Source organism: Deltaproteobacteria bacterium (assembly GCA_009692615.1).
GTDB lineage: Bacteria > Desulfobacterota > Binatia > UBA9968 > UBA9968 > DP-20.
The window spans coordinates 19,041-39,659 of record SHYW01000005.1; the positions used below are offsets into that span (position 1 = coordinate 19,041).

Annotated in this window: 21 protein-coding genes; 11 read left to right on the plus strand and 10 right to left on the minus strand. The window is 56.5% G+C overall.

The genetic code is table 11. From position 1 onward, the window contains the following. Positions 1-9 precede the first annotated feature (9 nt). On the minus strand, positions 10-1,695 hold the full coding sequence (locus tag EXR70_01885) for a hypothetical protein (protein ID MSP37228.1): 1,686 nt from the start codon (positions 1,693-1,695) through the stop codon (positions 10-12). A 48-nt stretch (positions 1,696-1,743) separates the two neighbouring features. Continuing rightward, the gene (locus tag EXR70_01890; protein MSP37229.1) at positions 1,744-3,297 is read right to left on the minus strand and encodes a D-aminoacylase; all 1,554 of its coding nucleotides are present in this window, start codon (positions 3,295-3,297) and stop codon (positions 1,744-1,746) included. A gap of 364 nt (positions 3,298-3,661) precedes the next feature. Here EXR70_01890 and EXR70_01895 point away from each other — a divergent pair, with 364 nt between their 5' ends. Continuing rightward, positions 3,662-4,198 carry a hypothetical protein gene (locus EXR70_01895; protein ID MSP37230.1) on the plus strand — a complete coding sequence of 179 codons (537 nt, stop codon included), beginning with the start codon at positions 3,662-3,664 and terminating at the stop codon, positions 4,196-4,198. Between the two features lie 28 nt (positions 4,199-4,226). Here the strand turns inward: EXR70_01895 and EXR70_01900 are convergent, their stop codons facing one another. Continuing rightward, complete coding sequence (locus EXR70_01900) at positions 4,227-4,922, minus strand: leucyl/phenylalanyl-tRNA--protein transferase (protein ID MSP37231.1); 696 nt, start codon at positions 4,920-4,922, stop codon at positions 4,227-4,229. A 112-nt stretch (positions 4,923-5,034) separates the two neighbouring features. Between EXR70_01900 and EXR70_01905 the strand changes: the two genes are divergently transcribed. The 3 genes from EXR70_01905 to EXR70_01915 all read left to right on the plus strand — a co-directional run bounded on the left by EXR70_01905 (position 5,035) and on the right by EXR70_01915 (position 6,860). Then, on the plus strand, positions 5,035-5,403 hold the full coding sequence (locus EXR70_01905; GenBank protein MSP37232.1) for a VOC family protein: 369 nt from the start codon (positions 5,035-5,037) through the stop codon (positions 5,401-5,403). A gap of 95 nt (positions 5,404-5,498) precedes the next feature. Next, positions 5,499-5,807, plus strand: coding sequence for a hypothetical protein (locus EXR70_01910; protein MSP37233.1), 309 nt, complete (start codon positions 5,499-5,501; stop codon positions 5,805-5,807). 54 nt (positions 5,808-5,861) lie between these two features. Next, positions 5,862-6,860, plus strand: coding sequence for a zinc-binding alcohol dehydrogenase family protein (locus EXR70_01915; GenBank protein MSP37234.1), 999 nt, complete (start codon positions 5,862-5,864; stop codon positions 6,858-6,860). 7 nt (positions 6,861-6,867) lie between these two features. On the opposite strand, the gene EXR70_01920 is transcribed toward EXR70_01915, so the two are convergent. Then, a complete protein-coding gene (locus EXR70_01920; protein ID MSP37235.1) occupies positions 6,868-7,797 on the minus strand; it encodes an LLM class flavin-dependent oxidoreductase in 930 nt (309 codons plus the stop codon). 9 nt (positions 7,798-7,806) lie between these two features. Continuing rightward, complete coding sequence (locus EXR70_01925; protein MSP37236.1) at positions 7,807-8,844, minus strand: ABC transporter substrate-binding protein; 1,038 nt, start codon at positions 8,842-8,844, stop codon at positions 7,807-7,809. A gap of 81 nt (positions 8,845-8,925) precedes the next feature. Here EXR70_01925 and EXR70_01930 point away from each other — a divergent pair, with 81 nt between their 5' ends. The 5 genes from EXR70_01930 (at position 8,926) to EXR70_01950 (ending at position 13,670) form a co-directional block, all read left to right on the plus strand. Further along, positions 8,926-9,945 carry a pyruvate dehydrogenase (acetyl-transferring) E1 component subunit alpha gene (locus EXR70_01930; GenBank protein MSP37237.1) on the plus strand — a complete coding sequence of 340 codons (1,020 nt, stop codon included), beginning with the start codon at positions 8,926-8,928 and terminating at the stop codon, positions 9,943-9,945. Between the two features lie 9 nt (positions 9,946-9,954). Then, positions 9,955-10,926 carry an alpha-ketoacid dehydrogenase subunit beta gene (locus tag EXR70_01935; GenBank protein MSP37238.1) on the plus strand — a complete coding sequence of 324 codons (972 nt, stop codon included), beginning with the start codon at positions 9,955-9,957 and terminating at the stop codon, positions 10,924-10,926. An 80-nt stretch (positions 10,927-11,006) separates the two neighbouring features. Further along, positions 11,007-11,981 (plus strand): thiamine pyrophosphate-dependent dehydrogenase E1 component subunit alpha, encoded by a 975-nt coding sequence (locus EXR70_01940; GenBank protein ID MSP37239.1) that lies wholly within the window; start codon positions 11,007-11,009, stop codon positions 11,979-11,981. A 49-nt stretch (positions 11,982-12,030) separates the two neighbouring features. Then, a complete protein-coding gene (locus tag EXR70_01945; GenBank protein ID MSP37240.1) occupies positions 12,031-13,005 on the plus strand; it encodes an alpha-ketoacid dehydrogenase subunit beta in 975 nt (324 codons plus the stop codon). Between the two features lie 455 nt (positions 13,006-13,460). Beyond that, positions 13,461-13,670 carry a hypothetical protein gene (locus EXR70_01950; GenBank protein ID MSP37241.1) on the plus strand — a complete coding sequence of 70 codons (210 nt, stop codon included), beginning with the start codon at positions 13,461-13,463 and terminating at the stop codon, positions 13,668-13,670. A 114-nt stretch (positions 13,671-13,784) separates the two neighbouring features. Here EXR70_01950 and EXR70_01955 read toward each other — a convergent pair whose 3' ends face one another. Further along, a complete protein-coding gene (locus EXR70_01955) occupies positions 13,785-14,222 on the minus strand; it encodes a cupin domain-containing protein (GenBank protein MSP37242.1) in 438 nt (145 codons plus the stop codon). A 41-nt stretch (positions 14,223-14,263) separates the two neighbouring features. Here EXR70_01955 and EXR70_01960 point away from each other — a divergent pair, with 41 nt between their 5' ends. Together EXR70_01960 and EXR70_01965 are read left to right on the plus strand one after the other, a co-directional pair. After that, positions 14,264-15,208: a DMT family transporter gene (locus EXR70_01960; GenBank protein MSP37243.1), complete on the plus strand. Its 945-nt coding sequence runs from the start codon at positions 14,264-14,266 to the stop codon at positions 15,206-15,208. Between the two features lie 64 nt (positions 15,209-15,272). Beyond that, positions 15,273-15,920, plus strand: coding sequence for a hypothetical protein (locus EXR70_01965; GenBank protein ID MSP37244.1), 648 nt, complete (start codon positions 15,273-15,275; stop codon positions 15,918-15,920). A 252-nt stretch (positions 15,921-16,172) separates the two neighbouring features. Here the strand turns inward: EXR70_01965 and EXR70_01970 are convergent, their stop codons facing one another. From EXR70_01970 to EXR70_01985, 4 genes are all read right to left on the minus strand, one after another. Continuing rightward, entirely contained in the window at positions 16,173-17,177 is a 1,005-nt protein-coding gene (locus EXR70_01970; GenBank protein ID MSP37245.1) for an ABC transporter substrate-binding protein, read from the minus strand. Positions 17,178-17,272: 95 nt separating this feature from the next. After that, entirely contained in the window at positions 17,273-18,328 is a 1,056-nt protein-coding gene (locus tag EXR70_01975; GenBank protein ID MSP37246.1) for an amidohydrolase, read from the minus strand. 154 nt (positions 18,329-18,482) lie between these two features. Continuing rightward, complete coding sequence (locus EXR70_01980) at positions 18,483-19,481, minus strand: ABC transporter substrate-binding protein (protein ID MSP37247.1); 999 nt, start codon at positions 19,479-19,481, stop codon at positions 18,483-18,485. A gap of 112 nt (positions 19,482-19,593) precedes the next feature. Next, positions 19,594-20,493, minus strand: a complete 900-nt coding sequence (locus EXR70_01985) for a LysR family transcriptional regulator (protein MSP37248.1) — start codon at positions 20,491-20,493, stop codon at positions 19,594-19,596. Positions 20,494-20,619: the final 126 nt, after the last annotated feature.

Genomic DNA, 20,619 nt, shown 5'->3' on the forward strand with positions numbered 1-20,619 from the left:
TCTCCGATGCTAGCCGTGTTGATATGCCCCACTGCGCAATACCGCACCCGCCATCTCACCGCTCAGTTTTCCTTGATCGAAAATCACTTTGCCATTGACGATGGTGTAATGCACGCCCTCGGAGCGCTGAATCAGCCGCTTGGTCGCCGCCGGATAATCGTCGGCCCATTCCGGTGGGTAGGCTTTAATCGTCGCGGGATCGAAGATCGTCACGTCGGCGGCGAATCCTGGACGCAGCAAGCCGCGCCCTTCGATGCCGTAAATCGACGCGACGTGAAATGTCAGCTTATGAATCGCTTGTTCCATTCTGATCATCTGCCGGTCGCGCACCCACATGCCGAGCAGCGTCGTACAGTAGCCGAAGTCGGCGCCGAACTGAACATGGGCGCCGGCGTCCGAGGTGCCGATGATCACATACGGGCTTTTCATGATCGTGCTCATCGCTTCGGGATTGAAACCGCGGTTGGTGGTTTCGAAAGTGGTATTTAAATCTTCCGCCAGCGACAGATCGAGAAAAGCGTCGAGTGCGTCTTGATTACGCAATGATGCAACCTCGGCGACGCTCTTGCCGGCGTACTGTTGATTCTCCGCCAGTGAAACCTTCTCGACGAACACCCGGCCCCAATTTTTGTGAAACGACACCGGCCGCGGCGCGGCCATATCGTCGCGCATCTTCTGCCGCGTTTCCGGGTCGGCGAAAGCCAGCTTGCGCTCCGGTTCGGGCAAGAACATCAAATTTTTCCAGAGCGGAAACTCGTCGAAGATTTGCGCGTCCTTCATGGTGAAGTGGCGCATTAGCGGCACCGTGTGCGTGAGACCGTAAGCTTGGTAGCCGTCGTTAAAAGTCTTGGCGATGCCGGCCAGCATGTTTTGCCACAGTTCCGGCTCGCTTTCTTTATATTGCACGCTCTGCCAAACGATCGGCCGCCGCGTGCGCCGGGCCAATTCGTCGTACTGGGGAATTTGCTCAACGCAGTGGCGCCCCAGGTTCATTTGAATCACGCCGTTGTTCGATTCGCTGACCACTTCGCACAGCGCGAACAGTTCGTCATCGTCCGCCAACCGGCTCGCCACCGGCAAGCCATCTTCGCGCATATGCCGTTCGTTGCGATTGGTGGAGAAACCGAAAGCGCCGGCGCGCATCGCCTCGCCCACCGCCCCACGCATCTTGTCGACTTCGTTGGCCGTCGCTTTGCGCTCGGTGGATTCTTCGCCCATGACGAACTGGCGCACGGCGATGTGGCCGACGATGCCGCCGACGTTGATGCCCACGTTGCCTTCGAGTTTGTTCAAGTAGTCGCCGTAGGATTTCCAACCCCAAGGCACGCCTTTTTCTAACGCGATGCGCGGGATCGCCTCGACGCGGACGAAACTTTTCACAATCGCGTCCTCATCGCCATTTTTCACCGGCGCCAACGCCAAGCCGCAGTTGCCCATGATGATCGAAGTCACGCCATGCTGCGGTTCGCAGGTACCGAACGGATCCCAAAGAATCTGCCCGTCCATATGCGTATGATGATCGATGAAGCCGGGCGAGACGACAAAACCGTCCGCCTCAATCGTCCGCGCCGCGCTTCCATGGAGCCGGCCGATCTCAACGATCTTGCCGTCTTTAATGCCAACATCGGCGACAAAAGACGGTAGGCCCGAACCGTCCACCACGCGACCATTTTTGATTAACAAGTCGTAATCCATATTTACTCTCCGTGAATTATTTGGAATCTGGAATTTTGAATTTGTAATTTAATTTGCGCCGCTCCACCCCGGCCCGTAAACGACTTGGCCCGGCCGCGCGCCAGAATGATGGCCATTATCTATCACGACGGTGCCGTTGACCAGAACATAGTCGATGCCCTTGGGATACTGCTTGGGATTGTCGTAAGTCGCCAGGTCCGCCACCGCGTCCGGATCGAAGAGCACCACATCGGCGCAAAAACCTTCGCGCAACAGACCGCGATCTTTCAAGCCCAACACCTGCGCCGGCATCGACGTCATCTTGCGCACCGCATCTTCCAGCGTCAGCACTTTTTCGTCGCGGGTGTATTTGCCAAGCACCCGCGGATTGGTGCCGAAGCTGCGCGGGTGCGGTTTGCCGGGATATTTGAGATTGAGCGCGCTGCCGTCTGAACCGATCGACACCCAGGGCACGCGCATGACGGACTTCACATCGTCTTCATTCATGGTGTGATGCACACCGTGGATGAACGCGCCCTCTTCGAAAATCAGATCGAAGCAGGCGCTGGTTGGATCCTGCTCGCGAATCTTGGCGATCTCGGCGATGGTCATGCCTTCGAACTTTTTCAATGCTTCGGTATCCAAACGTGCCGCAACGATGCCTTCCCAGCCGCCATGCTCATCGACATATTGCGAAAACTCGGGATCGTTCATCACCCGTTCGCGAAACGCCGAGTTTTTGAATTGCGAGATAGTCTCGCCCACCGGTCCGTCCTGCACCCAGCGCGGAAATAATCGCCGCCAGGGATGCTGCATGGCGGTGTAGGGATACTGATTGGCGGTAATTTCTAATCCCTCGCGCCGCGCCTCTTCGAGCTGTTCGATGACTTGGCGAATCCGTCCCCAGTTCGCCTTGGCGCGCATTTTTAAATGATAAACGTGCACCGGAATCTCGGCGCCGCGGGCGACCCGCAGCATCTTCGCCAACTCTTCCATCATGTCGAAGCCTTCGCTGCCGACATGGACGCCGTAGTAACCGCCGTAGCGTTTGGCGACCTTGGCCATCTCCACGACTTCGTCGGGACTCTCAGGTCCCTTGGCGTGCCACGCAGCCGTCAGGCCGAGAGCACCCTCTTCCATCGCTTGGGCGACCAAGCGATTCATGTTTTCTTGTTCAGTTGCACTCGCCGGCCGCTCTTCGAAGCCACAAACCACGCGCTTGACCTGCTGCGGCGACACACCGGAAGCCACGTTGAGCGAAATCCCGCCGCGCATAAGTGAAGCGAAATAGCCGGTGAAAGTTTTCCAATCGGTCTCGATGCCATTACGCTTGCGATGTTCCAAGCGGTACTCTTCGAGAATCGCGCCTTCCAACGGCGCCACCGTTTGGCTTTCGCCGATGATATCGAGGGTCACGCCTTGGCGCACTTTGCTCTCGGCGTTGCCGTCGGCGACGAGGGGCTGATCGCTATGGGTGTGCATGTCGATAAAGCCCGGCGTGATCACGTAGCCTTTCGCCGAAATCGCCCGCGCACCATGTTCTGGATTGATCTTGCCGATACTCGCAATGCGCCCATCCTTAGATCGCCACGTCGCCGTAGAACCAGGGATTGCCGCTGCCATCGATAACTCTGCCGCCGTGGATGACGATATCGAACTCAGCCATTATGCTCTCCTATAATTTCGACATCTCAAAGTTTGCACGGTCAGTGCGCCGAAGATGCTTCGTTCAATGCAAGAAAATGCGCTTCACCACGAAGACACGAAGGTCACGAAGGTTTCGGATAAATTAGTCTCCGAACTTCGTGCTCTTCGTGTCCTTCGTGGTGAAGATCTCTTTTCCACCTGGCGACAGCAGTGCCCTACCTGTAACGTCAGCCGTCGCTATATCATCGCTCTTCCGACCCGACAAGATGAAACGTTTCGGCCACGCGGCGCGACAGATGCAAGACAGGTGTGGTAATAAATTGGCTGAGCGGGAGGCACAATGATTCGACCGGAGTTTAAAAAAGTTCTCCTAGACCAGCGCGGCGCGGCGATTATTTTGTGGAGCGTCTTTACGATTTCGATTCCGCTCTATCTGGTCATCGCCCGCAAACTTTTGAGCAATGTCAATCTCGGCGCCAATCGCAACATCGCGGAGCCGGCCAGACTCATTTTCTGGCTGCTCGCGCTCATCGACCTCGGCTACTACGCCTACTGGCGCAAACGCAACTTCACGCCGCAAGCCATCGTCCGCGACGCGCGCCAGACCAAACTGTTTCGCGCGTTAGAAGAATTTCAAGGCAGCGTTGAAGAACAGGCCGCCTATTGCGTGGCTACGTTCGTGACTCGAAAAGTGGTCATCTTCGCGATCATCGAAGCGCTCGCGGTTTATGGTTTTGTGCTGGCCTTTCTCGGCCGCTTTGTCGGCGATCAATATCTATTTTCGCTGTTGAGCTTGATCCTTCTGGCGCTGGAATTTCCCTCGGCACGGTCGGTGGAAAATCTTCTGCGACAAACCGAACCGGCACCGAAAAATTGATTGACGATCGCGTAAACCCAGCGTGATGCTACCGGACCAAAGGTTCGATCCGCCATTTGCCCCGTTTGGTCGGGTGATGCAACGCCGAACGTAGCTGCTTGAGAAACATGCGGCGCGAAATCTCCTTGCCGCCGAGGCTGAGCATATGCTCGGTGGTCATCTGCGCATCGATAAAATGAAAACCCCATGTCTTGAGCTTCTCCACCAACGTCGCCAACGCTACCTTCGACGCGTCGGTCTTATGATGAAACATCGACTCGCCGAAGAACGCCCTCCCCAACGACACACCATAGAGCCCGCCGACCAGTTCGCCTTCGAACCAAGTCTCCACCGAGTGCGCGTAACCCAAACCGTGCAGCTTGATGTACCCCTCCTGCATCTCCGCCGTGATCCAGGTGCCATGCTGCCCTTCCCGCGGCGCCTTGGCGCAAGCCGCGATCACATCTTCGAAGACCCGGTCGAAGGTCACTTTGAATATGCCTTTGCGGATCGTCTTCAGCAGGCTGCGGGAAAGTTTGAAATCGTTTAACTCAAGCACCAACCGCGGATCGGGCGACCACCAGAAAATCGGTTGGTCGTCGGAATACCATGGAAAAATCCCGACGCGATAAGCTTCCAACAAGCGGTCGCTCGACAGATCGCCGCCCACGGCGACCAAACCGCTGGGATCGGCGTAATCCGGCGGCGGAAATATCATGTCATCGATCAAACGAAATATCGGCATAGGGGCAACCCGTCGAGCGCTCATTCTAACCTTCCTGGAGAAATTTTTCACGCCAAAATCCAGCTTGCAAATCGATTCCCGGAAAGCATATCGTGTAAATCAAGGAGCCCACATGTTCAAGCGCATCGACCACGTCGCCGTCCATGTTGCCGATCTCGACCGCTCGGTGCAGTTTTACGAGCGTCATTTCGGCTTTAAACACTACTTTCAGCATGCTTCCGGCAATGGCTTGCGGATCGCCTATCTCAAATTGGGCGATACCGTGTTAGAACTCACCCATCATAGCGACGGCGCCATGCAGGGATTTCATTTTTGTCTGGAGACCGACAATTTCAACGAGACTGTCGAACAACTTAAGAAAGACGGCGTTAAGTTACTGCGCGCGCCGCACGACACCGCCGCGCGTGAGTCCAGAGAAAACGGCTGGCGCCGAGTCGTCTTCGGCGGCCCGGACGGCGAGCAAATCGAGTTGCGAGGTTGAAGAAGGCAACAGGCAATAGTTAGAAAGAAACCACGGCCGGCCTTTACTTCTGGCTATTGCCTGTTGCCTAATGCCGATTGCCCAGGAGGCTCAAAATGTCCACGAACGAAAACAAAACCATCCACGTCGCCTGCCCTTGCTGCGACGCCATATTGACCATCGATCCGACCCTCGCCGTCGTTCTCGACCACAAAATGCCGGTCAAGCCGCACATGGCGGTGAACTTGCAAGACGCCGTGAATCAAGTCAAGGGAGAAGCCGGCCGGCGCGATGAAAAGTATCACCAAATCGCCGAAGCTGAAAAAAACAAATCCAAAGTTCTCGAAGCGAAATTCCAAGAGCTTTTCAAAAAAGCGAAAGAAGAGCCGCTAGAAAAACCGCTCAAGGACATCGATCTGGACTAACCTACCGTTAGCAAAGCACCCGCCGCCTGCGCTGTAAGTACCAGATAAGCCCATGTGCGCGATGATTTTCGAAGAAGTCGCCCGCCGCTGCGCCGAGTCGATTGGCCCACGCCGCAGGCCGGCCCTGGGCAACTATTGATCCGCGTCCACGCCTGCGCGGTCTGCCGCACCGATCTCCATATTATCGACGGCGAATTGACCCAACCTAAACTGCCGCTCATTCCAGGTCATGAAATCGTCGGCAAGGTCGCCGCTTTAGGCGAAGGTGTTACTCGATTTAAAATTGGCGACCGAGTCGGCGTGCCGTGGCTCGGATGGACCTGTGGCGAATGCGTGTATTGCCAGAACGGCCGAGAGAATCTCTGCGATCGAGCGAAGTTTACCGGCTACACACTCGACGGCGGTTACGCGGAATACGCCGTCGCCGATCAACGTTTCTGTTTCCCAATTCCAGATTTTTACAGTGACGCCGAAGCCGCGCCACTGCTCTGCGCCGGATTGATCGGCTATCGAAGTTTGGTCAAAGCCGGCAACGCCAAACGCCTCGGCATCTACGGCTTCGGCTCCGCCGCCCATATCGTCGCACAGGTGGCTAAATACCAACATTGCGAAGTCTACGCCTTCACAAGGCCAGGCGACGAAGCAGCAAAACAGTTCGCCATGAATCTCGGCGCAGTTTGGGCCGGTGATTCGAATGAATTGCCGCCAGTGAAGCTCGATGCCGCGATCATCTTCGCACCGGCGGGCGAACTGATTCCGCAAGCCCTGAAAGCGGTCGGCAAAGGCGGCGCCGTCATCTGCGGCGGCATCCACATGAGCGACATCCCGTCGTTTCCCTATTCAATCCTCTGGGAAGAACGATCCATCAGCTCCGTCGCCAACTTAACCCGCCGCGACGCCGAAGAGTTCATGGCGCTCGCGCCGAAAGTTCCGGTGCGCACGGAAGTCCAGACGTTTTCACTGGAAGAGGCGAATGAAGCTCTCATTCAGCTGCGTAGCGGAAAGATTCAAGGCGCGGCTGTGCTGACAACCACCGCCTCGAACGAAAAATAAATTCGACTTAGTCAGCTGTCTGCAGCGGCTTGATTACTTCCTTCGCCAAAATTCCAACTTGCTCGCGCCATCCGTCGAACGGTCCAGACGGCCGCATGATGAACTTGGTCGCTCCAGCGGCGATGTAGGCTTGAATTTTCGCACGCACATGGTCGGGAGTACCGAAGGCGGTGAATTCACTGGTCGGTAAATCGGCTCGCGAGCGAATCAAGCGTCCGGCAATCTCGAACGCCTTCTGAGCACTATCAGCGAAGTAAAAAGGAATCAGCACACCGTAGTGATCTTTGGGAACTGCGCGGTTCGCTTCAGCGGCGTAGCTGCGGATTGAACTAATTCCGATTTCAATTTCAGCTGGAGAAACCGAGGACACTAGCCAGCCGTCGCCCAGTCGCCCTGTTCTTCTAAGCGCCGCTTCGCTGCGTCCGCCGATCCAGATTGGCGGCCCTTTTTTCTGCCATGGCCGCGGCGTGATCGTGACATCTTCTACGGAAAAGTATTTGCCGGCAAACGTAACGTTTTCTTCCGTCCAGAGCCGGCGCATCAGTACGATCATCTCATCGGTGCGGCCAGCGCGCTCTTTCTTGCTGATGCCGACGGCTTGCAAATCTTTCGACTCATCGCCGCCGAGACCGATGGCCGGAAACAAACGGCCTTGAGAAAGAAAATCGAGCGTCGCCAGTTCTTTGGCGAGCACGATCGGATTTCGCGTCGGCAACACCAGCGTGCTGGTGCCGAGCTTCATGTTGCGTAGCCGGCCGGCGATGAAGGAAAGAAACGCGATCGGTTCGAGGGTTAACGCGGAAGAAACCAATCGATCGCTCACCCACAGGGAATCGACGTCGAGGGATTCAAAAAAGTCCACCAGATCGACAATCGCGCCGGGTGATAAATCTTTGTTTGGCCATTGACCGAGCGCGATGCCGATACGGACTTTCATAAATTGGAATTACTTTTCGTAAAGCTTCTTGATGAAGCCGCTCTTGTCGAGCTCTTCGACGAAACTCGAATCGACAAAATCTTCCGGCTTGTATTTGCTTACCTCGGGGCGGGTCGCCGCGACATATTCGAAGCTGGTCTTCATGCCTTTGAGATTGGGATACGGCGCCGCCAAGCGATGCTTGGCGAACAGCTCCCAAGACTCCTGCGCCATCGCCTCATCGTTCAAACGGAGCATTTTCTTGATCACTCGCTTGCCCAGTTCCGGTTCCTGCTTGAAGCGCGCGATGCCTTCGATATGCGCGCGCATGTAGCGCATGACGAAATCGCGGTCTTGCTTGATCTGCGTGCGCGTCGTGGCGATTTCACTCCAGGGATAATCGACCTCTTTGAAAAAATCCCAGAGGATGTGAAAGCCGCTGCGCTGGGCGAAGATGTAATTGGGATGGGATAGCGTCGCCATCGGAATCCGCCCCTGCTGTAGCGCGACGAACCGGTCGGTGTCCGTGCCGAGCTGCAGCAAGGCGAAATCTTTGTCCGCATTGAGCCCCTTGATACGGGCGAGATGTCGAACCAAAAAATCGCTCAGGCCGCCGTAAGGCGTCACGCCCACCGCTTTGCCTTTCATGTCCTCGGTACGTTTGATGTCCGGCCGCGCCATCAAATATTGAATCACGCCCGGCATCGTGTGCGCCAAGATCACCATGTCCGAGCCCGACAACACTGAGTTGATCACCGTCGGCGTGGCGATCGGCGATATCTGCACGCTGCCGGAGATCAGCGCTTTGGAAGCGATGCCCGAACCGTTCACGGCCACCGGCTCGACGTCGAGCCCGTACTTCTCAAAAATCTTCGCCTCTTTGGTGAAATAAATAATGATGTTGCCCATGCTGACGGCGGGCACACCGACTTGAACTTTTCTGAGCGCGCGGGTTTGCGCAACGAGTAACGACGGCGCCGACCAACTGACGAGCAGCACAGCGGCAAACAGCAAGCATGATTTTTTCACGGCGAAGCCCTCCGTCACGGACGATCTTTTCACAGGCATTTAGTCCAGCTGACAAGAATATGTCAATGCGCTCCCGCAGCGTTGACAAACCCCGCGCGATTGAATTAAGTCAGACCCATCATGTTACCCACATTACCACGGGAAAATTTGTTGGAACTGTGCCGGCGCATGTTCGTTATCCGTCACTTCGAAGAGAGCTTAGTAGCGTTGCACGACCAAGGCGTGTTCGGCGGCCACTACCATCTTTACGTCGGCCAAGAAGCCACCGGTGTGCCGGCGCTCTCCTGTCTCAGCGCCGATGATTATCTCTTCACCACGCACAGAAACCATGGCCACCTGCTCGCCCGCGGCGTCGAACCGAAGCGCTTGTTCTCCGAAATCCTCGGCCGCGTCGACGGACTGAATAAGGGTAAAGGCGGCTCGTTTCATTCGGTCGCACCTTCGTTGGGATTTCTGCACAGCTCGGGCGTCGTCGCCGGCATCATTCCGCTGTCCACCGGCACCGCCTACGCGTCCAAGGCGCAAAAAAACGGCCGCCTGACGGTTTGCCTGTTCGGCGACGGCTCGTTGGAAGAGGGCGCGGCGCCGGAGGCGTTCAACATCGCGTCATTGTTAAAATTGCCCGTGCTGTTTCTCTGCGAGAACAACGGCAAGTACGGCTCGGGCCGCGCCGTTGCCGCGGCGCAATCTAGTTCCATGGCCGCCTATCCGCTGACCGATTTACCCAAGGCGTATAAAATTCCCGCCCAGCAGATCGACGGCATGGACGCCGGCCTGGTACACGGGACGATTTCTCAAGCGGTGGAAAAAATTCGCCGCGGCGAGGGGCCGCAGTTTGTCGAAGCCCAAACCGTGCGCTTTCCCGGCAGCGAGACCAATTGGCCGACGGTGCCGGTAAAGACCGATACCATGCTCGCTTGGGATGTTAGCAGCGCGCCGGAAAAATCCCGCGAGTGGTATCGCTCCTGCGATCCGCTGCTGATTTATATTCGCGAACTGGCCGACGCCAACCAAGCGAGCAAAGATGAGATCGCCGCGATCGAAGCGCAAGTGAAAAAAGAAATCGCCGCCGCCGTCGAGTTCGCCGTTAACAGTCCCTATCCTAAACTGGAAGAAGCCGAGAGGCATTACTTCGCTTAAGAGCTAACTATGAGAGAGCTTGCCTACTACGAAGCCAAATTCGAAGCGCTCGACGAAATCATGAGCGCCGACGAGCGCGTTCATCTAATCAACGGCACGTTTCTAAGTCTCAGTCCGCACCGTCACGTCTATCAAAACCTGCAAAAGAAATTCAGCGCACGCATGTTCGCCCCGCCGATTTCTGAATTGGGTTTTTGCGGCCTCGCCACCGGCGCGGCGATGGCTGGGCTGCGGCCGATCGTCGATCTGAGCACCGGCAGTTTCATCTACGAAGCTTGGCCCCAGGTCGCCAACGAAGCGGCCAATGCTTTTTCAATGTCCGGCGGGCAAACCCGCGTGCCGGTGGTGTTTCATCTGTTTCACGGCTTGCGCGGCGGCGGCGCGGCGCAGCATTCCGGCAGCCCGCAAGCGATGTTATGGAACGTGCCGGGATTGGAAATCGTTATTCCGTCGTCGCCGCGCGATGTCAAAGGTCTTTTGAAAACCGCCGTCGCCAGCGACAACCCGACGATCTTCGTCGATCATACTCGATTGCTCGACATCCGCGGCGACGTGCCGGAAAACGACAAAGCGATTCCGTTCGGCGTCGCCGATATCAAACGGACCGGCGGCGATGTCACTTTAATCGCAACATCCTTTACAGTCCAAGTTGCGCTTGGCGCGGCGGCGAAACTCGCCAAGGAAGGCATCGAAGTCGAAATCGTCGACCCGCGCACCTTGGTGCCCTTCGATCTCGCGACCATACTCTCGTCGCTGGATAAAACTCATCGCGTGGTGATCGCCGACGAAACTCATCAAAGCTGCGGCGTCGGCGCCGAGATCGCCGCGCGCATCGCCGAAACCGGCTTCGATAAATTAAAAACCCGCATCCGCCGGGTCTCGACCCTCGACGTGCCGGTGCCCTACAGCCCGCCGTTGGAAGCCCACATCGGCCCATCCGAAGCGCGCATCATGGAAGCCGTGCGCGCGGCGGTGGCGTGACTCAGTTTTTAGTTGTGAGTTTTTAGTTTTTAGTTATCGTGGAAAGCTTCTTGCTCATCTAACACATCGCGAACGTCTTGATGGCCACTAAGAAAGTTAATCCAAAAGAGATCGTCGATCTCCTACGCCGCATGTGGCTGATCCGCGCCTTCGAGGAAAAACTCTCGGCACTTTACGCCGAACGGCAAGTGGTCGGCTTACTCCATCTCGGCATCGGCCAGGAAGCGGTGGCCGTCGGTGCGCTGAGTTCATTGCGTGCTGACGATTACGTCTACGGCGGCCACCGTTCTCACGGCCACGCCATTGCTAAAGGCGCCGATGTGAATAAATTGATGGCCGAGATCGCTGGCCGCGCCAGCGGTTACTGCGGCGGCAAGGGCGGATCGATGCATATCGTCGCCAAAGAGTGCGGCTTCATCACCGCCACCGGCGTAGTCGGTGGGACAATTCCACTGGCCCTCGGCGCCGCGTTCGCGGCCAAGGAAAGAAAGAAAAGCCAGCTTGCCGTGGTTTTTTTCGGTGACGGCGCCGGCCAAGTCGGGCTATTTCACGAGTCGCTCAACATCGCCAGCCTCTGGCATCTGCCGGTGATTTTTATCTGCGAGAATAACGGCTACGCCGAATTCACGCCGCTCTCGGCGCATACCAACATCGAACGGCTCGCGCAGCATGCCAAGACATATAAAATTCCCGCAAGCACCGTCGACGGCAACGATCTATTCGCCGTGCGCGACGCCATGACCGAAGCGATCGCCACCTGCCGCGCCGGCAAAGGTCCGGCGTTCGTCGAATGTTTAACCCACCGACTGCGTGGCCACTACGAAGGCGATCCGGCGAAGTATCGTGAATTGTCCCAGCTCACCGAGTGGAAGAAAAAAGATCCCATCGCCCGCGTCGCCCGCGTGTTGAAAAGCAAGAAAGCGATCACTGACAAAGAACTGCAAGCGATTGAAGACGAAGCCCGCGCGCGAATCGAAAAGGCGGCGGAATTTTCCTTGTCATCACCCTGGCCGGCGGACAACGAAGTCGACACCCAAGTTTACGTAACGACATGAACCGTAGGGGCGAAAAATTTTTCGACCTCCGATGAATTTAAAATCGACCATGCCCCAACAAACCTATCTCGAAGCGATCCGCGCCGGACTCGAAGAAGAACTGCGCCGCGACTCGTCGGTTTACATTTTCGGTGAAGACGTCGCCCTGGGCGGCCCCTTCGGCGTCACCAAAGGCTTGGCGGAAACCTTCGGCGTCAACCGCTTGGTCAACACACCGATCAGCGAAGCGACCGTCATGGGCATCGCCATCGGCGCCGCCAGCGCGGGACTGCGGCCGGTGATTGAAATCATGTTCATCGACTTCATCACCCTGGCGATGGATCAGCTGGTCAATCACGCCGCGAAACTGCATTACATGTCCGGCGGGCAACTGAAAATTCCGCTGACGGTGCGCGTCCAGTGCGGCATCAGCGGCGCCATGGGCGCGCACCATTCGCAAAGTTTAGAAGCGTGGCTCGCGCATGTGCCGGGATTGAAAGTAGTCATGCCGGCCAACGCCGCCGACGCCAAAGGTTTGCTGAAATCAGCGATCCGCGACGACAACCCGGTGGTCTTCATCGAACATCGCGGTCTCTATTGGACCAAAGGCGAAGTTCCCGCGGGCGACACCATCGTGCCCATCGGCAAAGCATCCGTGCTGCGCCAAGGCGAACAACTAACTATTGTAGCGCTGTCGAGCATGATCGGTCCGGCATTAGCCGCTGCGAATGATTTGGAATCGGAAGGCATCTCAGTGGAAGTCATCGACCCGCGCACGGTCTCGCCTCTCGATGTGGGAACCATGACGGAATCGGTCAAGAAAACCGGTCGCGCGATTGTCGTTCACGAAGCAGTCGAGCAAGGCGGCATCGGCGCCGAGATCGTCGCGCGCCTGCAGCAGGAAGTTTTTTACTATCTCGACAGCCCGATCATGCGCGTCGCTGCCCCTTTCGCGCCGGTGCCCGCCGGACCGACGCTGGAAAAACATTTTCTGCCCAGTAAAGAAAGAATCATCGCAGCGGCGCGCGCGGCGTTGCGCTGTTGATAAGAATTGTCCGAGGAAAGCCATATCGCTACGCATCGATTCCGACACCCATTTCAGACCCTGCGACGCCTGCGCCGATTTAGATCCCAAGTACGCAAGCAAGGCCCACGCTTGGTAGAGCTGACACCGGAACGGCTGCGCATCGAATATCCGGCGCAGGTACCGTGCTCAAAGCCAGGGAAGGGCTGAGCCACCGCGACCTCGACAACCTACTCGGCGACACCGCCAATGAGTTCTGCGGCATAGAACGCCAAGCACTTTCCCATGTCACATAAACTTACATCTGACATCGATGTCGTGTCGTTGTCATTTCAGACATGGCAACAACTGCCAACGCCGCAATCGCCCGCCAAGACAAATCCCAACGAAGTCGCGCTATTGTCTGCTTGGAGCCAGCGCCAGAACACTGGCATATCGCTTGCTCAATGCGTAGTCATCTTTACACGGAGGATGAAATGGACGCGGGCTTAGTCAAAAAATCGAATGTCATCAATCTGGACCGGCAGCATCTGCATGCGGCAGAATGCACGAAATGCGGTGCCAAGATTTATCCCACGTCGTTGCTCGAACCCCATCTAACGCGCCACCGCCGGCGCCAACGCTGGGTCAATGCCGAGCTGAGAAAATTGCAATATACCTTCGCTCATATGCGCGACATCGCTTAACACCGTTTCCCGAACTTCCCCAATAGGGGGAAGCTCCCCTGGCCAGCCCGCGCCACTCCCCCAACGGGCGCGGACTGGTCCCTCCCCCTTCGGGTGATAATTCGTTTCGTAACTCTATTCGAAAAAAGCGCCTTCGATCAGCACCGGTTTCGCCGCGCCTTGTTCTTGGGTCCGACCGGGAATTGCTGAACCGTCAGGATTGAGCCGCTGATCCGCTTTATCCGAACCCGCGCCGATGCGCGCCATCACCAACGGCGTCTGACCCGAGTTGCAGAACTGATAATAGCTGCCCGACGGTAAAACCACCGCGTGGTTTTTCGTCGCGCTGACAACGGTCTTGCCATCTTTTCCAGTGTTGAACTGCGCGGTGCCGTCCAACACCACAAAGATATGATCTTCTTTGGTGTGCGCATGGAGCGCGTTTTCGCCGATCCCCGGCGCGTAGCAATGAATCCGCAATGTCATCAAATCGGTTTCCGCGAGCATGAAGCGCGTGTGTCCTTCTTTCACCAACTGAGTTTTCAGTTGCACCACCTGAGCTAGTTTTGCCATAAATTCCTCCCATTAATTTGGTTTCAACACCGCGCGATCTTATGCCGCTCCACGGCGCGATTGCAAATCCCGTGACCGTCAGCTTATCTGAATGTAGCAATGAATCGAGTGCAATTTTGACATCGCTTTTCGCCGAACTGGTGGCGATCTTTACCGCCATCGGTTGGGCCGTCGATTCCGTGTTGGTGCGCTTCGGGCTACGCCAATCCAACATCTTCGCCGCCATGTTGATGAGCTACGCGGTGTCGATTACCTGCGTCTGGACGTACTTATTCGCCACAACATCGCTAGAATTTCTCAAGTCGCCGGCGATGATTTATTACATCGTCAGCGGCTGCTTGCAGCCGCTGTTTGCTCGCGCGCTTTTCTATGAAGGTATCACTCGAATCGGCGTCGCCCGCGCCGGTCCGCTTAGAGGAATCGAGCCGCTGTTCGCCGCCACCATCGCGCTGATCGTCTTCAACGAACAGCCAGGGCTGCAAGTTTATCTCGGCACCCTGTTGATCGTCGGCAGTCTTTGGCTGATCGCCGGTGAACAGGTTGAAAACAAACGGTGGCGCTACATCGACGCGCTCCTGCCGATCAGCGCGGCGTTGATCTCGGCGATCTCGCAAACCCTGCGCAAGCAAGCGCTACAGATTATCCCCGACCCGTTCGTCGCCGTGGCGATGGTCACCACCGTTTCGTTGATTCTTTTATTGGTCTTTGCCTTCACCACCGGCCGCGCCAACCAACTGCGCATGAACGCTACGAGCTTTCGATTTTTTCTTGGCGCGGCGTTGGTCGCTACCAGTGCGCAAGTCGCCAACTTCATCGCTCTGGGGCGCGGACAAATGTCGGTGATCATTCCGCTGCTCAACACCTCGCCGCTGTTCACGGTGTTTTTTAGCGCGCTGTTCCTGCGCAAAGTGGAAACCGTCAGCCTGCGCATTATCTGCGGCGCGATCTTGATGGTTGGCGGGGTGGTGTTGATCACCAGCCGCTGACGCCGCTTGACCGCGCGCCGGCGAATTGATAGCCGTGAGCCAAATTGATTGCGGGAGATTAGCAATGGATAGCCGCGAGTTCGCCAAATCACTTGAACAGCAAGTCGCCGAGTTTTGCAAAAACCTCGACGGCAACCTTCCCGCCTATAGTTTCATTCCGCTGACCAGCGATGAAATGCGCATCAAAGTCATGCAGAGCCGGCTGTTCAACGAAATCCGCGCCGGCGAAATCTTCGGCGGCTGGTTAAAGAGCACGCCGGAGTTGGACGTCAAGAAAACCCTCGCCAACGCGACCCACGAAGAATATGAACACGCGACCTTCTTGGAAGAAGCCCTGCGCGGCAAAGGCGCCACGCCGCACGATTACCAAGCGCTGCCGGCGCAGATGGCGATGTTCAACGCCTTCGAAGGACTCACCGACACAGTCGAGCGCATCGCGGCGTTCCCCATGGCCGGCGAAGGCGTCGCCGATTATCTAATTGCGAAAAGTTTAAAGTCCGGCACCGTGCCAAGCTGGGTCACCGCGCCGTATCAAAAGATCCACGAAGACGAAGAAGAACACGGCAACTACCCGTTCGAAATTTTGGTAAAGTACGCGACGACGGCAGAGAAACAGGAGAAAGCGGCACGTGCTGTCGCGATGAGCTTAGTTCTGCGCCGCGCTTACTTCGACAATCTGGATCGCTGGGTGTTTGAAAACAAAAGGTACTGACCCATTCCAATTTGCGGGCCGATTTCCTTTTATTGCGTTGATCGGAAGTCAGCTCCTCTTTCCGTCATTCCGGCGGAGGCCGGAATCCAGGCGATTTGTGAAGCTGACCCGAAATCGAAGATGGATGCCGGCCTTCGCCGGCATGACGAACTTTCACATCGCCTAACCGCGGTTGACTTCAACGATCTGTCAATTAGCAAAAGGTGAACGGTGCGAACTGACAACCGTTCACTGACAACTGCCAACTAGAAACTATTTCCCATACAGCGACTTGATAAACCCGCTCTTATCTAGCTCGGCGACAAAACTCGGATCAGTGAATTCTTCGGCTTTATGTTTCCAGACATCGGGGCGGGTTTCTGACACGTACTCGAAGCTGATCTTCATTCCAGGATGATTCGGATAGGGCGCGGGAATGAACATCTTGGAAAATATTTCATAGGTTTCATTGACCAACTCGTCGTCCGGTATTTTCAAAACTTTCTTGATCACCTTGATGCTGAAGTCGCGGTTGTTCTTGAACAGCGCGATGCCTTCCAAATGCGCTTTCATATATTGCGTAATCAACTCGCGATCGCTTTTGATCGCCGCGCGGCGCGTGGTGATTTCCATCCACGGATAGTCGAGCTCCTTGGCGGAATCCCACAGCATGGTGTAACCCATCTTACGCGCCAGGCCGTAACCCGGATGGGATATCGCCGTGGCATCGACGGCGCCGGCCTTGAGCGCCATGACCCGCTCGGTATCGCTGGCGCCGGTGCTGATCAGCGTCAACTCGCGATCCGGATTGAGCCCTTTCTTTTTCGCAATCGAACGCACTAGGAAATCGGTCAACGAACCCAAACTCGACACGCCGATCTTTTTACCCCTGAGGTCCTCCGGCCGCTTGATCTCCGGGCGCACCATCATCGCATGAACCACCCCCGGCATCGTGTGCGCGAGGATCGCCATATCGGCGCCGGCGAGATTGGCGGCGATCACCGTCGGCGTGGCGATGGGAATAATGTCTAGATTGCCGCTGATCAACGCCTTCGAACCGATGCCCGAACCCATGACGGTGATAACTTCGGCGTCCAACCCATGCTTTTCATAGAGCCGACCTTCGCGGGTGATGTAGGGGATGATATTGCCCATGCCCACCGACGGCACACCGACACGGACTTTTTTTAGCGGCTTGTTCTGCGTCCAGCCGATTTGCGAAAACATCGACAAAGAAATCGCGAGCAGACTTAAAAAAGCGACTTTCGACTTGGCCATGGGATTCTCCTTCACTCAGCGAAGAAAAAAATAGAGCGCGCTAGCAGACCAGAATTCGTCCGTTAGCGCGCCCTTCATGCCACAATTAGGCGTGCCTACTGCACCGGATGCGGAATATCGATCTTGTAGAGCTTTTGCACGTTGGTGTAGACCAGCTTCTTGCGAATGTCCGCCGGCAGATGGCCCAAGTCGCGGTCGATGTATTTTTTCGATTCCGGCCAGGTCGAGTTGCCATGCGGATAGTCGTTGGACCACATGCAGTTGTCCTGTCCCCACCACTCGAAGTTATGGCCCGCCACAGTGTCGCGGAAAAACGTGCCATAAATTTGCGTCTTGAAATACTCGCTGGGATTCTTCGTGAACGGCGGCGGGTTCTCCTTCTTGAAGCGATTATAATAGTAATCCCACTGCTGCATCATGAACGGCATCCAGCCGATCTCGTTTTCGACGCTGACGATTTTGAGTCCGGGATAACGTTCGAGGACGCCGTAAAAAATCAGCTCGAAAACATCGTCGATGACTTCTTTGAGCTTCAAATTGACGCTGCCGCGGTACGCTTCGACGCCCGTGCGCTTGTTCCCGAAGACGGTGGTCTTGTGGTAGCCGTGGCCGGTCAGGATGTGCAGATGCACCGGCATGTTGAGATCCTGAGAGGCTGCCCAAAATTTATTGTAGTGATCGGAATACAGCGGTAAATCCGGATGGGGCGCTTGCCAGATCAGCGAACCGCGCATGCCGGCCTTGGCGCACCGTTCCAATTCTTTCACCGCTTCGTCGATGTTGTAAACCGCGATGGCGGCGATGCCGAGCAGCCGCTTCGGCGAACTGTTGCAGTACTCGATCAACCAATCGTTGTAGGCTTGGAACGTGACCTCCTGCAGCTTGGCATCGTCCATGGCGTACTGCGGTAGAAGGTACGTCGGATAGAGCACTTCGGCGCTCAGCCCGTCAGTCTCCATCTCTTTGATCCGCTGGGTTGGGTCTGAGCCACCGGGGTGAGTCTGAAAGCTGCTACCCACGGCGAGCGCGGGGAAACGCGGCACCTGGTCTCTGAACGCCTTGGGCGCGCGCTCGGCAATGATATCCGGCGGCTCCATCACATGAGAATCAGACGAGATAATAACTTCAAATCCTGCGTCGTTACCAGTCATAGTATTTCCCTCCTTGGGCTCGTTCCGAGAATTTCAGCTTTTGCCTATATCCGATGGTCTACCACCATCGGCATTGAAGCGTCAAGAATCAGAGATTCTGACGTAGGGGCGGGTTTCAAACCCGCCCTTGTTCGAAACCCTAAACTCGAAACGGTTAGAACAACCCTTCCTTCTCCAACTTCCGCACCACCCGATCGTCGATGATGTCTTCGACCTTGAGCTTGCGGATGGGCTCGCTGGTGCGGCCGAGCAGACGCACGACATTGCGCAGCCCCTCGGCGTTGGGATAAATCTTCTTGTCGTAGAGCGTGCGCATCATCTCGTAGCCAGCCTGGGCGTCTTCGACCTTGGCTAAGCGCAACTCTTTGGCCAAGGTCCTAACCACGGATGCTTTGTTGTTTGGGTTGTTGACATAGCTGATGGTTTCCACCATGGCGCGCAGCGTGCGCTCGGGAATTTCCGGTGTACGGTCGATCAGGCTGCGCTTAGCGATCATGCCGAGCCCTTGGTAAGGAATTCCCATCTTCATTAAATCGCCGAGCATACGATAGCCTTGGCGCTCCAACTGCGCGCCGTAGGCATAGCCCAGATAACCGCCATCGATAATATTCTGCGTGATCGCCTGGGCCAGTATCGACTGATCGCCGATGATGCGGAATTGAATGTTGTCGCGTTCGACATTGAGACCCCAATGTTCGAAGGCGAGCATGGAAAACATCCAGACGCCGCCGCCGATGCTCTGCACACCGATCTTTTTGCCCTTCAAATCCGCCGGTGTTTTGATACTCGGGTTAACCATGAAGGCGCCGTCGAGCTTGTTGATCAGCCCGGCGATGTAGGCCAGATCCAACCCTCCCGCCATGGCGCCGATGGAGGTCCCGGTGGCCGAACCGACGTGGAACTGGGTCTCGCCACCGGCCAACGCCGACATGCCTACCTGGGCATTGCGCACATTGACGATGGTCGGGTCGATGCCATGCTTCTGAAATATCCCGGCATCCCGCGCGACCCAAAGGATGCCGCTCCGTTCGTTCAGTCCGCCGAAGGTGAAAACGACTTTGTGCGGCGCGGCGGCGGCAATGACCGCAAACGGCGACACCAACGCGTTTAAAACAATCACAACGAGGACACCGAAGATATTGAAGCGTATCATTACATCTCCTTTGCGATGGATTTTCTTGTACTCCTGCGCCCGAGAGCTTTGCAAGGAAAAAAATTCGCGAGAAAGTCAGTTCGCGCCCGCGGGCTTAGAGATCCAAGAACCGCTATTGCAACGCTTTGTCTTTCCTCAATCTGCCGGCGACCAAATCGACAAAGGTTCTAATCTTTGCCGAAGCGTAACGTCCTTCGCGGTGCAGCACATGGATCGGCATCGGCACCGGTTCGTATTCTGGCAAGATAAATTTCAACTGCCGCGACGCAACCTGAGACGCGACTTGATACGACAGCAGCCGCGCGATGCCGAATCCTCGCAGCGTTGCTTCGATCGCCGCGTCATTGCTAGACACAGTCAGTCGGGGTTTGACACGAACGGTCAACGTTTTGCCGCCTTGGCGGAACTTCCACTCGTTGGTGGGGCTGACGCCAGTGGCGGCGATCATGCAGTGCGCCGATAAGCTCATTGGGCCTTTTGGAGTGCCGTGCTTAGCGAGATAGTCGGGCGCTGAGCAGAGCACTCGGCGCACCGAACCCACGTGCAGCGCGTTCATGCTGGAGTCGGGCAGTTCGCCGATGCGCACGCCGACGTCGAGTCCTTCTTCTAACAAGTTTACCACACGGTCGAGAAACAGCGCCAACACTTCCATCGCCGGATAGCGCTCTAAGTATTCAACCACGGCAGGCAAGATAAACAGCTTACCAAACAGCACCGGCGCCGTGACGGCTACCTGGCCGCGCGGCTCGGCATTAATACCCGCGGCCGCTTCATCGGCATCGTCCACCTCGGCGATGATGCGGCGCGCGTCATCCAGATAGCGCTGCCCCGCGGCAGTCGCGCGGACGAACCTGGTCGACCGATTCAACAGTTTTATCCCAAGCTTTTTTTCCAGTGCGGCAACCGCCCGCATCACGGCCGGCGGCGACATGCCTAGCCGCCGGGCGCCGCCGGCAAAACTCTTGGCTTCCGCCACCGTGACGAAAACAGTCATCAAGTGCAATCTATCCATCGAACGTTCCACCCCACGCAACAATCAATTGCGCATAATAGATATTCTCAAGCAACGGGGAAAGACGCATATTGCCGTCGTTGGCAACGAAACGTTTAGAACGAAATAAACAAAACAATCAAAAAG